Origin of the sequence: Moorella glycerini (assembly GCF_009735625.1) — a bacterium.
Taxonomy (GTDB): Bacteria; Bacillota; DSM-521; order Neomoorellales; family Neomoorellaceae; genus Neomoorella; species Neomoorella glycerini.
Map to the genome: position 1 here is coordinate 1220733 of NZ_CP046244.1, position 14269 is coordinate 1235001.

15 protein-coding genes and 3 tRNA genes are annotated in these 14269 nt (G+C 54.3%); 4 read left to right on the forward strand and 14 right to left on the reverse strand.

Annotation, left to right across the window (positions count from 1 at the left end; genetic code table 11):
* Positions 1–73 precede the first annotated feature (73 nt).
* The 4 genes from MGLY_RS06060 to MGLY_RS06075 form a co-directional block, all read right to left on the reverse strand.
* On the reverse strand, positions 74–1756 hold the full coding sequence (locus MGLY_RS06060) for an IS1634 family transposase (RefSeq protein ID WP_422880104.1): 1683 nt from the start codon (positions 1754–1756) through the stop codon (positions 74–76).
* 108 nt (positions 1757–1864) lie between these two features.
* Positions 1865–2179 carry a hypothetical protein gene (locus tag MGLY_RS06065; RefSeq protein ID WP_156272522.1) on the reverse strand — a complete coding sequence of 105 codons (315 nt, stop codon included), beginning with the start codon at positions 2177–2179 and terminating at the stop codon, positions 1865–1867.
* A gap of 68 nt (positions 2180–2247) precedes the next feature.
* Positions 2248–2988: a 3-oxoacyl-ACP reductase FabG gene (gene fabG / locus MGLY_RS06070; protein ID WP_156272523.1), complete on the reverse strand. Its 741-nt coding sequence runs from the start codon at positions 2986–2988 to the stop codon at positions 2248–2250.
* Between the two features lie 51 nt (positions 2989–3039).
* Complete coding sequence (locus tag MGLY_RS06075) at positions 3040–4221, reverse strand: acetyl-CoA C-acetyltransferase (RefSeq protein WP_156272524.1); 1182 nt, start codon at positions 4219–4221, stop codon at positions 3040–3042.
* 298 nt (positions 4222–4519) lie between these two features.
* On the opposite strand from MGLY_RS06075, the gene MGLY_RS06080 reads away from it, so the two are divergent.
* From MGLY_RS06080 to MGLY_RS06095, 4 genes are all read left to right on the forward strand, one after another.
* Positions 4520–4942, forward strand: a complete 423-nt coding sequence (locus MGLY_RS06080; RefSeq protein WP_156272525.1) for a MaoC family dehydratase — start codon at positions 4520–4522, stop codon at positions 4940–4942.
* A gap of 63 nt (positions 4943–5005) precedes the next feature.
* Positions 5006–6145 carry an acyl-CoA dehydrogenase gene (locus MGLY_RS06085; protein ID WP_156272526.1) on the forward strand — a complete coding sequence of 380 codons (1140 nt, stop codon included), beginning with the start codon at positions 5006–5008 and terminating at the stop codon, positions 6143–6145.
* 12 nt (positions 6146–6157) lie between these two features.
* Entirely contained in the window at positions 6158–6958 is an 801-nt protein-coding gene (locus tag MGLY_RS06090; protein ID WP_156272527.1) for an electron transfer flavoprotein subunit beta/FixA family protein, read from the forward strand.
* Between the two features lie 21 nt (positions 6959–6979).
* On the forward strand, positions 6980–8176 hold the full coding sequence (locus MGLY_RS06095) for an electron transfer flavoprotein subunit alpha (RefSeq protein ID WP_156272528.1): 1197 nt from the start codon (positions 6980–6982) through the stop codon (positions 8174–8176).
* A gap of 759 nt (positions 8177–8935) precedes the next feature.
* Here MGLY_RS06095 and ychF read toward each other — a convergent pair.
* The 10 genes from ychF to MGLY_RS06145 form a co-directional block, all read right to left on the reverse strand.
* On the reverse strand, positions 8936–10009 hold the full coding sequence (gene ychF / locus MGLY_RS06100) for a redox-regulated ATPase YchF (RefSeq protein WP_156272529.1): 1074 nt from the start codon (positions 10007–10009) through the stop codon (positions 8936–8938).
* 159 nt (positions 10010–10168) lie between these two features.
* A complete protein-coding gene (locus tag MGLY_RS06105; protein WP_170290943.1) occupies positions 10169–10618 on the reverse strand; it encodes a coiled-coil domain-containing protein in 450 nt (149 codons plus the stop codon).
* Between the two features lie 77 nt (positions 10619–10695).
* Positions 10696–10771 (reverse strand) — tRNA-Thr (locus MGLY_RS06110).
* A gap of 1 nt (position 10772) precedes the next feature.
* A tRNA-Met gene (locus tag MGLY_RS06115) sits at positions 10773–10848 on the reverse strand.
* A 14-nt stretch (positions 10849–10862) separates the two neighbouring features.
* A tRNA-Tyr gene (locus MGLY_RS06120) sits at positions 10863–10948 on the reverse strand.
* A 72-nt stretch (positions 10949–11020) separates the two neighbouring features.
* Positions 11021–11671 (reverse strand): RNA polymerase sporulation sigma factor SigH, encoded by a 651-nt coding sequence (gene sigH, locus MGLY_RS06125; protein WP_054935920.1) that lies wholly within the window; start codon positions 11669–11671, stop codon positions 11021–11023.
* A 120-nt stretch (positions 11672–11791) separates the two neighbouring features.
* Positions 11792–12298, reverse strand: coding sequence for an NYN domain-containing protein (locus tag MGLY_RS06130; protein ID WP_170290944.1), 507 nt, complete (start codon positions 12296–12298; stop codon positions 11792–11794).
* 14 nt (positions 12299–12312) lie between these two features.
* Positions 12313–13053: a 23S rRNA (guanosine(2251)-2'-O)-methyltransferase RlmB gene (rlmB, locus tag MGLY_RS06135; RefSeq protein ID WP_156272532.1), complete on the reverse strand. Its 741-nt coding sequence runs from the start codon at positions 13051–13053 to the stop codon at positions 12313–12315.
* Complete coding sequence (thyX, locus tag MGLY_RS06140; RefSeq protein ID WP_156272533.1) at positions 13053–13736, reverse strand: FAD-dependent thymidylate synthase; 684 nt, start codon at positions 13734–13736, stop codon at positions 13053–13055. The genes rlmB and thyX overlap by 1 nt, the downstream gene beginning before the upstream one ends.
* Before the next feature lie 16 nt (positions 13737–13752).
* On the reverse strand, positions 13753–14133 hold the full coding sequence (locus MGLY_RS06145) for a Mini-ribonuclease 3 (RefSeq protein ID WP_156272534.1): 381 nt from the start codon (positions 14131–14133) through the stop codon (positions 13753–13755).
* Between the last annotated feature and the right edge of the window lie 136 nt (positions 14134–14269).

Consider the following 14269-nt stretch of genomic DNA (forward strand, 5'->3'; position numbering starts at 1 on the left):
TTGCTAGGTGAATAATAAGCGCAACAGCTTGTCGCGCAAGGGTTTCAGGGTTCGGCTTTTGGGGCGCGTGTTACTAGGGACCCTTTCTGGCCTTTGTTTCGACCGCGATTATTTGCGGCGGTTCCTTTATCCCAAGGGTCTTGAAGATATGCTGCTGTGGCGGGGTTGTTTCCGTCCTTTGGAGTATCCTGCCCTCAGGACCAACAAATTCGCCCAGGTGCATGCGTTCCAGGGTCTGGCGGATGTTCCGCCAGCTATCCTGCACTTTCGTTTCAGCTACCCGGATTAGGAGCAGTCCCAGCCAGCACAGGAGGACATGGGCATGGATGCGGTCGCTCAGGCGATGATAAATAGGCCGCAGCTCTAAGGACTGTTTCATGGTACGGAAGGCGTCTTCTACTTCGAGAAGCTGCTTGTAGCCGAGGGCCACGTCTTCCGGGCTTAAAGTATCGTCCGAGGTCCGTAACAGGTATTTGCCGTCCAGCTTTTCTTCGGCTTTCACCTTGGCCATATCGATATACGGTTGCCCTTTCTTGTCGGTCTTGAGATAGCGGCCATAGGTGGGATGGGCGATAAGCTGGCAGCAGGCTTTGGTATGGGGTTCGCCTTTAAGGTCGCCGATGGCTTTTAGTTCTTCCTTGAGGCGGGTCAATATTTTCTCCCGCTCAAGTCTGTCTTTTTCTGCTTCTTTGGGGTTGCGGACCAGGATATAGCGTACCCTTTTTTCACCGTCGCCGACGATAACTTCTTTGACTTCAAGGTTATCTTTGACGGTTTTGTAGCGGCCCGGTCTGGTCAGGGCTTCTTCTACGGTTTCTTTGCCGCTGCGCATCTTTTCGCCGGCAATATAGTGGCCACCGGCACGCTGGAGGTAGCGAAGGTTATCTTCCGAAGCAAAGCCGCGGTCGACAACGGTGATGACCCGGCCCAGTTGCCAGCCCACCAGGTCCTTTTTGACTTGCTCGATTACCGCCATATCGGCGGTGTTCCCGGGCCAGACCCAGCAGCGTACTGGGAGGCCTTCCCTGGTGACCGCCAGGCCGATTACAGCCTGCGGTAAATCCGGCCGGTGGTCCTTGGAGTTGCCTTTACGCCGAAGGTGCTGCTTATGGTCCTCCGGATTATCCTCCTCTTCCACTTCAAAGTAGGTGGAGGTGGTATCGAAGTACAGGAGATCTACTTCCAGGTTAAAGAGGTGGGCCACGGCGAAGAAGATATCCTTTTGTATCTCTTCCGCAGCCTCCAGTAAGAAGTCCATGGCCCGGTAAAGGTGTTGCACCGGTACCTCCGGGAGGCCGGGAATGAAAACGTCGTGGCTGACCCAATCCTCGGTCTTAAGTTTACTGGCCGGGTGCAAAGCCCGGTTGGCTACCATGGCGAAGATGGCCCGTTCGACCGGATTCTGGAACTTACGTTTGGCCAGCAACCTGACTAAAACGTCGCTAATACCCAGCCGGTTCCACAGTTCGTTTAATACCCAGGCGCCGCCCATAGGCCGGCTGGAGACAAATTTCAGGGGAGTGCTGCCGTTTAACTCTCCTTGGGTGCGCAAAACCTCTTCCGGTCCCAAAAAACGCGTAATACTCTTTACCAGGCGGACCAGGGCTTCCCGGTCTACATCCTCTTCGCGGCCGAAGTTGAATAGTACTTTGGCTTTCGGATAGCCGGCTTGGGGGTCCCAGACGTTGTGGGCAAGCTGGATATAACGGACAACAGAGCCGTCCTTGTTTTTGCGGGAAATAGTTCTTATGTACATGTCTATATTATAGCGCATGTACTACATAGCCATCAAGCTCTAATTCCGGAATCGTGTGCCTATGTGATTTTTGATTTTTGAGCTCTCCCAAGAGCGGGAAACGTTGATTTATAAGGTTTCTTCATCTGAAAAGCAGCCATTTTTGCCTAGCAACTGTCGAACTCGGGTTAATATTGCTACAGGTCGCCCGGCAACTTCTTTCTTCCCCTGGGTAGCATACTCCAGCCCCAGTTCAAAACCATTTATAGTTGCTTTACCATAAGTCTCCAGGGCTCCGGTGAGGGAGGTAACTATCCCTACTTTAATCGGCTTTTGGGCAACAGGTGCCCTTCTCCCGTCTTTGCTCCCACTACAACCTGATAACAACAGCATTAAAAATAATAATGCAATTAACGACAGAGTACCTTTTTGCTTCAGCTTCAATGGTTTTCCTCCTTCTTGCTAATCTCAATTGCCGTTGGCTACAAAAAGGGTAGTCCAGGTGCCTGCTTCTAGATCATCAGGCCACCGTCTACACCCAGCACCTGGCCGTTAATATATGACGCTTCATCAGAAGCCAGGAACAGGTAAGCCGCCGCCACATCCTTGGGTACCCCCAGGCGTCCCAATGGTGTCCTGGATTGCATCAGTTCCAGGACCTTTTCCGGTACTTTGGCCGTCATATCGGTAATGATAAAGCCCGGCGCGATGGCATTGACGCGTATCCCTTTTTTGCCAAGTTCTTTGGCCCAGGACTTCGTCATGCCGATCACCCCGGCCTTGGTAGCAGCATAGTTGGTCTGGCCTACATTCCCGTAAACCCCCACTACCGAAGAGGCGTTGAGAATTACACCCGAACCCTGTTCCATCATAATGGGCACCACGGCCTGGGTGCAGTTGAATACGCCTTTCAGGTTAACAGCAATGACTTTATCCCATTGTTCTTCAGTCATTTTGGTCAAGAAGGCGTCGGCTGTGATGCCGGCATTGTTAATTAAAATATCGATCCGGCCGAACTCCCCTTTTGTGGCATCTACCATGTTTTGTACGCTGGCCCTGTCGGTGACATCTACCTTGAAGAAAAGAGCCCGGGCTCCTGTAGACTTGAGTTCTGCGAGAGTTTGTTCCCCCGCCGCCGCATCAAAATCGCCAATTACCACCATGGCCCCTTCACGGGCAAAAAGAAGGGCCGTTTCCTTGCCGATGCCCCTGGCTCCTCCGGTAATGATGGCTACTTTATCCTTTATACGCATGAGTTCTCCTCCTCGAAATATTTTTTGATATAATTTTATTAACCTTCCTTTTCAGGCCCTCTCTACAATCGTAGCTACTCCCATGCCACCGCCCACACACAGGGTTGCCAGACCATACCGGCTCTGGCGCTTTTGCATTTCATGCACCAAAGTAACCAAAATTCTGGCACCGCTGGCGCCAATGGGATGCCCCAGGGCTATAGCACCACCGTTCACGTTGGTCTTAGTTAAATCCAGTTCCAGTTCTTTAGCTACCGCCAGGGATTGGGCAGCAAAGGCTTCGTTGGCTTCGATCAGGTCCAGGTCGGCAATGGTAAGACCGGTCCGCTTCAGCGCTTTACGAGTGGCCTCCACCGGCCCGATGCCCATGATGCTGGGGTCTACCCCGGCCGTACTCCAGCTGCGAATAGAGGCCACAGGCTTCAGACCCAGGGTTTCGGCTTTCCAGGCCGAAGTTAGCACCACTGCTGCTGCTCCATCGTTAATCCCCGAAGCATTACCGGCCGTAACCGTCCCATCCCTTTTGAAGGCAGGTTTCAATTTGGCCAGGGCCTCCGCAGTAGTGCCAAAACGGGGGAACTCATCCTGGACAAACACGACAGGCTCTCCTTTACGCTGGGGTACTTGTACCGGGACAATCTCATCCCGGAAACGCCCTTCCTTAACAGCCTTTTCTGCCCGCCTCTGGCTCTCCAGGGCAAAACAATCCTGCTCTTCCCGGGTAATATGGTAACGTTCGGCCAGGTTTTCGGCAGTAATGCCCATGTGGTAGTTATAGAAAGCATCCCAGAGACCATCTTTAAGCATCACATCTATTACCTGGTCATCTCCCATACGGCTACCCCAGCGAGCTCCAGGCAGGGCGTAAGGTGCCCGGGACATATTCTCTACGCCTCCGGCCACAATAACATCCGCCTCCCCTGCCTCAATAAGGCGGGCGGCCAGGTTGATGGCCCGCAGGCCCGAGCCGCAGACCATATTGATCGTTATAGCCGGGACTTCCACGGGAAGGCCGGCCTTGATGGCTGCCTGGCGTGCCGGGTTCTGTCCCAGTCCTGCCTGGAGTACATTACCCAGGATTACTTCATCCACCTGGCCGGGTTCTATCCCGGCTCTGTGCAGGGCTTCTTTTATCACGATGGCCCCCAATTCTACTGCCGGAATGTCCTTTAAGGTTCCCCCAAAACTGCCGATGGCCGTGCGCACTGCACTGAGAATAACCACATTGTCCACGCCCGTCATCCTCCATTTTGTTTTAACAATACCTCTGTTTCATTAACTCGCATTTATATAATTATTTAATTAAGATTCTTACTCAGGTCATTCGAACTCACCTTCCCTGCTTAAACTTCTTCACTTCATCACATATACTAGGGCAACCTGGTTACTGTTAGGTTACACTTTTACTTGCTGCCCGGGCTCCACTTTAACCCGTCTTTTCCCGCACCCCTACGGGCTTTCGTAACCCCCCAGTAACTTATACTGTCTATATTACAATCGCTAAAGTTTTTAAGCCCAGGGAGTGACTGATATGGATCAAAGCCTTGAATTCGATGCCATCCAGATCGGTCAGAAGGCCAGCCTGACCAAAACTATTACAGAATGCGACATCTATACCTTTGCCGGTATCACGGGGGATTTCAATCCGGTTCACATTGATGCCGAGTTCGCCAGGAAAAGCATCTTTAAAGAAAGAATTGCCCATGGGATGCTAACTGCCGGTCTCATCTCTGCTGTCCTGGGTACGAAACTGCCAGGCATAAATACCGTTTACCTCAAGCAGGAACTGGAGTTTACATCTCCGGTACGCATTGGCGATACCATTACTGCCCAGGTGGAAGTCCTGGAAAAGAAGCCGGAAAAGAAGATCATCCGCCTCAAGACCATCGCCACCAACCAGGAGGGAAAGCTGGTCCTCAAAGGAGAAGCCGTAGTCATAAAGCCGGTTTCGTGAATGTGCCCACTAATATTTCATGGCTTGCTTGATATGTTTATTTGTAACCGGAGGTGCTTAAAGATGGAATTCAATCTCAACAAAACGCAGGAAATGATTCGCCAGATGGTACGGGAATTTGCCCGGAAGGAAGTAGCTCCTGGAGCTGCCGAACGGGATGCCAGCGGTACCTTTCCCTGGGAAATCGTCCACCAGATGGCTGATTATAACCTGCTGGGCATCCCTTTCCCAGAAGAATACGGCGGGGCGGGGGCCGATACTTTAAGCTACATCATCGCCATCGAAGAACTGGCACGGGTTTGCGCTGCTACAGCCGTTATTGTCTCGGCCCACACTTCCCTGGGGGCCCACCCCATCTACCAGTTTGGTACCGAGGAACAGAAGCAGCGCTTTCTTGTACCCCTGGCCCAGGGAAAAAAACTGGGAGCTTTCGCGTTGACCGAACCCAATGCCGGGACCGATGCCGGTTCCCTCCGGGCTACTGCCATCCAGGAAGGAGATCATTATATCCTTAATGGCAATAAAGTTTTCATCACCAATGGCGGTGTGGCGGATGTCTATATTGTCTTTGCCAGGACTGGCCCGGGCAAGGGAAGCCACGGTTTAACGGCCTTCATAGTTGAAAAAGGTACGCCCGGCTTTTCCTTTGGAAAAAAAGAAGACAAACTCGGTATCCGCGCCTCCAGTACGACCGAACTCATTTTCCGGGATTGTCCTGTCCCTGTGGAAAACCGCCTGGGCGAAGAAGGAGATGGTTTTAAAATTGCCATGCAGACCCTGGACGGGGGGCGCATCGGTATTGCTGCCCAGGCTCTCGGTATAGCCCAGGCCTGCCTGGACGCTTCCATACGCTATGCCAGAGAGCGAGAGCAGTTCGGCAGGCCCATTGGTTCTTTCCAGGCCATCCAGTGGATGCTGGCCGATATGGCCACCCAGATCGAAGCAGCTCGCCTGCTGACTTACCGGGCAGCGTGGCTTAAAGACAGGAAACGCCCGTTCTCACGGGAAGCGGCCATGGCCAAGCTTTTTGCCTCGGAGACGGCCATGCAGCAGGCCATCAAAGCCGTCCAGATCCATGGCGGGTACGGTTACATGAAGGATTATCCCGTAGAACGATTCTTCCGTGATGCCAAAATAACCGAGATATATGAGGGTACATCTGAAGTCCAGCGTCTGGTCATCTCGGCCAGCATGTTACGATAGGAGGAAGAGCCCATGCGCATAATCGTCTGCATCAAGCAAGTGCCCGATACCACGGAAGTGCGCATCGACCCGCGTACCGGTACCCTGATCCGTACAGGCGTACCCAGTATCATCAACCCCGAAGATCTTCACGCCCTGGAGGCGGCCCTGGCTATTAAGGATCAGCAGGGGGCGGAAGTTATTGCCCTGTCCATGGGACCGCCCCAGGCTCAGGATGCCCTGCTGGAAGCCCTGGCCATGGGGGTCGACCGGGCCATTCTCTTAAGCGATCGTAATTTTGCCGGCGCTGACACAGCAGCCACTTCTTATACCCTGGCCCGGGCTATCAAGAAAATAGGTTCTTTTGATCTGGTGCTGACCGGCCGCCAGGCCATTGACGGTGATACAGCCCAGGTGGGCCCCCAATTGGCCGAACTGCTGGATATACCCCAGGTAACCTACGTGCAGCAGTTAAGCCTGGCGCCCGACGGTACCTGTCGCTTACAACGGGCTCTGGAGAATGGCTACGAAGTAGTGGAGACCAGGCTGCCGGCCCTCTTTACAGTAGTCAAAGAACTGAACACCCCGCGCTATCCCTCTATCCGTGGCATTGTCCGCGCTTGCCGGCAGGGCGTCACTGCCTGGACGAGTGCAGACATAGCGGCCGTTGCCGCTCTCACAGGACTTAACGGGTCGCCCACCCGGGTACGCCGGACTTTTATACCGGAGCATAAAAAAAGCTGCACCATCCTTAACAGCTCTCCCCAGGAGAGTTGCCGGACCCTCCTGCAACATCTTAAAGAACGCCGGATCTTGAAATTTGAACAATTATAGAAGGAGGTCCTGGTTAAAACCATGCGTATAAATAGTGACCTCTGCACGGGTTGCCGCCTGTGCGTGCGCCACTGCCCCTTTGACGCTATAGAAGTAGTTGATAAACTGGCCCGTTTCAAAGATAACTGTAATAGCTGCGGAGCCTGCATAGAAGTTTGTAAATTCCAGGCTATCACTCCAGATGAGGTCCCAGGAAAGAGTACTGGAAGGGCTGAGGAAGGGCCCGTAACTTATGCAGGCATCTGGGTCTTTGCCGAGCAGCGGCAAGGGCGCCTGGCCGGGGTAGTACTGGAACTCCTGGGCGTCGCCCGGGAACTCGCATCCCAATGTAATACTGAGGTAACTGCCGTACTGTTAGGCCAGGGCGTTGCCGGCCTTGCCAGCCAGCTCATCGCCTGCGGCGCTGATCGTGTTTACCTGGTGGAACACCAGGAGCTGGCCAGTTACCGCACTGAGCCTTATACTTATATTCTCAGCAAGCTGGTGCAGGAATACCGGCCGGAAATCCTCCTCCTTGGTGCTACCCATATCGGCCGTGACCTGGCCCCGCGCCTGGCCCGGCGCCTGAATACCGGCCTGACGGCCGATTGCACTGGTTTAGCCATTGACCCTGAAGAAAAAATTCTCCTCCAGACCCGGCCGGCCTTTGGTGGTAATCTCATGGCCACTATTGCCTGCCCCCACCGGCGGCCCCAGATGGCCACGGTGCGCCCGGGGGTGATAGTGAAATTAGAGCCGGATTACACCCGCAAGGGCGAGGTCATCAGGCATTCTTATACTATTCCCCCCGAAGTTCTGCGAACCACAGTACTGGAAATTGTACAAACAACTGCAACTACAGTAAACCTGGAAGAAGCGGAAATAATTATTGCCGGCGGGCGTGGTTTGGATGGACCGGAAGGCTTCCGGGAGCTAGAAAAAATCGCGGCCCTCCTGGGGGCTACTGTAGGTGCTTCCCGGGGAGCTGTGGAGGCCGGCTGGATTGGCCGCGAGCATCAGGTGGGTCAGACAGGTAAAACTGTGCAGCCCAAACTGTATATAGCTTGCGGCATCTCCGGAGCCATTCAGCACCTTGCCGGCATGCAGCGTTCGGGCTGTATAGTAGCCATTAATACTGACGCCAGCGCTCCTATCTTCAGGGTTGCCGATTACGGCATTGTAGGCGATGTTCATCAGATTCTACCTGTACTGGCCCGAGAAATGCAGACCTTAAAGTAAATGCGATAAATACCCTGTATATAGAATGGCAAAAGGGCGCCACGTAGCGCCCTTTCAGTTTAGCTGCTAGTTGCCGAAGAAGAGCAGGATAAGAACCAGGAACAGGATCAAGGCCCAGCTGCCGGAGAAACCTGGTCCGAAGAAGCCGCCCATGATTATTCCTCCTTTCTATAATACCTAACCAGGATTAGTTGCCAAAGAAGAGCAGGATGAGGATCAGGAACAGGATTAAGGCCCAGCTGCCAAATGGACCTGGTCCGAAGAAGCCGCCCATGGTTATTCCCCCTTTCTCCGGTAGTTAGCGGCGGTTAATTACCGAAGAACAGTAGAATCAGTACCAGGAAGAGGATAAAAGCCCAGTTGCCGAAAATGCTGTCTGCCATCTTGTGGCCCCCCTCCAATTTCTCCAGATTTTACTTTAACTTATGCCATTGCCTGCCAGGAGGTTACACTCCTGGAAAAACGCCCGGCAGGTTACCGGGCTAAACGAAGATAAATAAAGCGATCAACAGGAACAGGAAAAGGAATACCAGGCCGCCATCGGCCAGGATGTCCCGTACCTGGGCTTCAGGCTGGATCTGGACTTCAGCCATGATGCCACCCCCTCTGAAAATAGATACTGGCCGCCAGATGCCACTCCAGGCTGCGGGCCTTTTACCCCCTGCTTTTTAATCCCTCCAGGTATTTTATGTATCTCCTGCACCGGTGGTTACCAAATAAAAAATCCCCCGTATGGGGGATTTGGCTGGGTAATTATCATTAAACATTAAAGCGAAAGTTGATAATATCGCCATCCTGGACGATATAATCTTTGCCCTCCAGGCGGGCCAGGCCTTTCTCCTTCACTTTATTCATGTCACCCAGCCGGGCCAGGTCACTAAAGTTCACCACTTCGGCGCGGATGAAGCCCCGCTCGATATCGCTGTGGATCTTGCCGGCCGCGGCCCGGGCATTGGTGCCCTCTTTAATGGTCCAGGCGCGGACCTCATCTTCCCCGGCCGTGAGGAAGGAGATTAACCCCAGGCGGCGGTAGATGGCCCGGGCCAGGCGGTCAATACCCGGTTCGGTAATGCCCATTTCTTGCAGGAAGACTTCCCGGTCGGCGGGTTCCAGGCGCGCTATTTCAGCTTCCAGTGCCGCACAAAGGTTTAAAACCGGGATGCCCCGGGCGGTAGCGTAGGCCTCAATCTCTTCCTGGCCTTCATAATGACCTGCCCGTAACTGCTCCTCGTCAATATTGACCACAATGATCATGGGCTTGGTGGTTAAAAACCCCATATGCCGTAAAACCTGCCATTCTTCGGCCGTAAGACCGGCTTCCAATAAAGGCTTTTCCGCCTCCAGGGCTTCCTGGCAACGGCGCAAGGCGCTTTGTTCGGCCAGCAGGTCGCCCTTAATCTTCTTGCTGGCGGCAATGCGTTCCAGCCTGGTTTCCACCAGTTGCAGGTCGGCCAGCAGGATTTCGGCATTGATCATCTCCAGGTCGCGTACCGGATTGAGGCTTCCCTCAACATGAGGCACGTCCTCACGGCAAAAGGCCCGGACGACATGCAGCAGGGCATCTACCTCCCGGACGGCAGCCAGGAAGGCTGCCCCGGCGCCGCGGGTCAATCCCGGTACATCAATAATCTCCAGGGTGGCCGGGGTTACTTTACGCGGGTGGTAAAGGGAAGCCAGGAAATCGAGGCGGGGGTCGGGAATGGGCGCGGTCCGGATATTGGTTTTCGTCCGGCCGGCAAAGGCCGAGGTTTCTGCCCCAGCTTGGGTTAAAAGGTTGAATAACGTGGTTTTGCCTACCAGGGGCAGGCCAATGATACCGCAGGTCAGGGCCAACTCTCTTCACCTCAAGTAGATATCACAAATCGCCCGGGGTATTGTCACGGTGACGGCGTCAGGACAGACTTCAGGCATCGAAAAACGTCTGCGGGCATGCGTCAGCGCCGGCGTCAGGAAAAGCTGGCATCCTGCGCGGCAGGGGGGAGGGAATAAAAGCTAGGGTAAGCGGACCAGGATAGCCAGGAGGGAAGCGATAACTCCCCCCAGGCCGACAATGACCGCGGCAATTGCTCCCTTGGACCAGCGCATGGTTTCATGGATCTCTACATGCAGGGCCTGGATCTCCTGCTTTGTTTCCTCGCGATATCCCTGCATTTCGCCGCGCAGGGCCTGCATCTCCTGCTTCATTTCCCCACGGAAACCATGAATCTCCTGCTTCATTTCCCCACGGAGACCCTGGATTTCCTGCTTCATTTCCTCACGGAGACCCTGGATCTCCTGCTTCATTTCTTCGCGGACGCCTTTGATTTCCTGGCGGAGATTTCCTTCCATATTATCCATTCGTTGTAATAAGTATCCCAAAAAATCCAGCGGGCGCTGGTTGCGGATTAATTCTTCCTCCAAACCGGCTGCGATTTCCTTTCTCACTTCCTCCGGCATGACCATCCCGCCTCCCTCCTCACCTATCATATTACCATACTATGGACAAAAAATAAAACCCTGGTTTATGCCAGGGAAAATACTGGAGCCCATAACCGGGATTGAACCGGTGACCTCCGCCTTACCAAGGCGACGCTCTACCGACTGAGCTATATGGGCATGGTTGCGGGGGATGGATTCGAACCAACGACCTTCGGGTTATGAGCCCGACGAGCTACCAGCTGCTCCACCCCGCAACATTATTATTATTTGGTGGAGGGGGCTGGATTTGAACCAGCGAAGGCTGCGCCAGCAGATTTACAGTCTGCCCCCTTTGGCCAACTCGGGAACCCCTCCATATTTCCTTTTCAGACGCAAAAATAATTATAACATCCTGCCCTGTTGGCGTCAAGCCCTTTTTGCCGGCAATTACTGGTTATTATCCCGCCGTTCCAAGTAACGCTCCAGCTTGCGCTTTACGCGCTGGAGGGCGTTATCGATGGATTTAACATGGCGTTTCAGGTCAACGGCAATCTCCTGGTAAGACTTGCCTTCCAGGTAAGACATTAAAACTTTCCACTCCAGGGAACTTAAAATCTCGCCCATTTTTTCTTCGATGTCAACGAATTCTTCCTGGCTGATGATTAGTTCTTCCGGGTCGGTAATCTTGGAACCAGAAATAATGTCCAGCAGGGTGCGATCGGAGTCTTCGTCATAAATGGGCTTATTGAGAGAGACATAAGAGTTCAGGGGAATGTGCTTTTGCCGGGTGGCTGTTTTAATGGCCGTGATAATCTGCCGGGTAATGCACAGCTCGGCAAAGGCCCGGAAGGAGGACAACTTGTCGCCGCGGAAATCGCGAATGGCCTTGTAAAGGCCAATCATCCCTTCCTGGACAATATCCTCCCGGTCAGCGCCAATGAGGAAATAGGAACGCGCTTTCGCCCGGACAAAATTGCGGTACTTATTAATCAAATATTCCTGGGCTACTTCATCACCCTCCTGGGCCAGGTAAACAATGTCCTCATCCCCAAGAACTTCATAGGGTTGCCACGTTTCCTGCTGTACATTGACGCTCATGCCAACGCCTCCACCCTGGATTTCCAAGAACCATAGTAATAAAAGGAGGCCCTCTATCTTGTCCAATAACATCAATAATTATACAAGAAACCCCTTCTAACCGCAAGAGTTAACTACTGCCTACTGGCGGCGCCAGTTTTCCAGAACTTTAAGGGTTTCCCCTTGGAGTCGCCCATCCAGGGAGTTTTTGTGGGGGGCCTTCTGGCCCTCCCTGGCCATCTCCCGGTGGGCGTTTTCAATGTAAGCCTTTAACTCGGCTACCGGTAGACGGAGGGCCCCGCCTCCCAGGATCATGCACTGCTCGGCCGCGTCGGAAGTGGCTACGTAAACCTGGCCCCGGGTATTAAGGTTCCTTACCAGTTTCTCGATGACGGCATCAGCCGTTTCCCCCTCCCGGCTGTAAATAATCTCCACGCCGCCGATCTTTTCCTTCTTTTCCACTGCCCCGGCAACCTTATGGGCATCAAAGACAATTATTACCTGTCCACCCCAGTAAGCCTGGTAATTAATCAACTCTGCTATTAGTTTATCACGGGCATGGGCAAAACTTGACTCTTCTTTTAGCTTAACTAATTCCGGCCAGCTATATAAAAAGTTATAGCCGTCAACAATGAGCACATCAGGCACAGGTTCACCCCGCTTCATACCGGGCAGCAATACCTCTGGCGGATGACCTCATACATTAAAACCGCAGCCGCGGCAGCAACATTTAAAGAATTAATTCTCCCGCGCAGGGGCAGTCGCACGGTAAAATCACAGTGGGACCTGACCAGGGGGGAAAGCCCCCGGCCCTCGCTCCCCAAGACCAGGACCAGGGGTATGGTAAAATCGGTAGCAAAGGCTTCCCTGGTGCCATCGCCCTCAGCACCAATGACCCAGATCCCTTCAGTCTTTAGCCTGGCGATGGCCTGGGACAGGTTGGTCACCCTGGCTACAGGGACATACTCCAGGGCTCCGGCAGCAGCCCGGGCCACGGCTGTGGTTAACCCCGCCGTGCGCCGCCGGGGGATAATAAGGCCGTGGGCGCCGGCGGCTTCTGCCGAGCGTAAAATGGCCCCCAGGTTATGGGGATCCTCCACCTGGTCCAGCATGATTAAAAAGGGGTGCTCCTGTTTTTCCCGCGCCAGGGATAGGAGGTCCTCAAGTTCGGCATAACTCCTGGCCGCCGCCAGGGCTACCACGCCCTGGTGCCGGGAACCTGCCATTTTATCCAGGACCGGCCTGTCCACCCTCTGGACAGGAATTCCCTGGCTACGGGCCAGGGCGAGGATCTCGCCAATTACCCTGCCTTCCAGCCGGGGGGCCATTAAAATTTTATGCAAGGGCCGGCCGGCCCGCAGGGCTTCCCGGACCGGATTGCGGCCGGCAACAATATCGTCCATTAACTTTCCTCCCTGGCACGGACAACCGGCGCCCGGCCACAACTCCGGGCGCCTTCGTGGCAGACGCCCTCCGTCTCGCAGGTAGGCCCGGCGTGGCTAAAAATGAGGGGAGCTACCTTTCTCACCTGCTCCCTCATTTTTAAGGCCAGCTCCCGGATTTCCCACTGGGCCTGGTTACAGCAACGCAGGCGAAAAAAATTAAACAAACTGCGAGCATTAAAGGTACAGACCAGTTTGGTCTCGCAGGCATTGGGTAACAGGTAGCGGGCATCTTCCCGGGGGACCAGCTCCTGTATTTCATGATATGCCTTTTGTAAGGCCCGCATACATTCCTGGTAGCGGGCCAGGGCTGCCGGCACGGCGGCGATGCTGGGGGGGATAATGTAGGTGAAGTTGTCTTCGTTGACGTAACGCTGGGATTTCTGGGAATAGGAAGCTATGCGGTGCCTGACCAGCTGGTGGGAAAGGACGCGGCTGACCCCTTCTATGGCAAAGGTAAAGGTAATATGCTCCAGGGGGGATTCATGGCCCAGGGATAAAAGCAGGCGCAGCAGCCTTTCTATTTCCTCCCTATCCATTGCGGCCAGGAGCCTGGTTGCCCCCCGGGGCGAATAACAGAGGCGGGCCGCCGCGGCCACCAGGCGCTCCGGCTCCGGGGTATGGCTGATGAGTTCGACTTGCATTTTAATCCTCTCCCTGTTATACTTCCGCCAGCTCAAAAATGAGCCGGGCAAGCTCGTCCAGCCTTTGCCACTCGCCCTTGAGGTACAGGTAACCGAAGAGGCTTTCCAGGGCCGTGCTGGAGTGGTACTCCTCCGGGACGGCGCTGCGGGGCAGGTGACCCGGCCGGGCGTTACGGCCCCGGCGCAGGATATCCTTTTCCGCAGCCGTTAAGTGGGCCTCCAGGGCCGGTACTAACCTGGCCTGGCCGGCGGCCCGGACGAAACGCACGGCTTCCCGGTGCAATTGCTCCGGCCTGGCCGGACCCCGGCGCACCAGGTGGGCGCGGACCAGCAGTTCGTAAACGGCGTCTCCGACATAAGCGAGAACCAGGGGCGAAAGGCCGGCAACAGGATCCACTGTCGCTCCTCCGAAATCACTAAGGCTTACAGTTCAGCCCATATTTCACTTTAGTGGAAATAATTAGTGTGCGTTATTGCTGTATAAACTTTACTCTGGCGGTATAGCTATACTAAAATGTGTCTTTTTACCATTG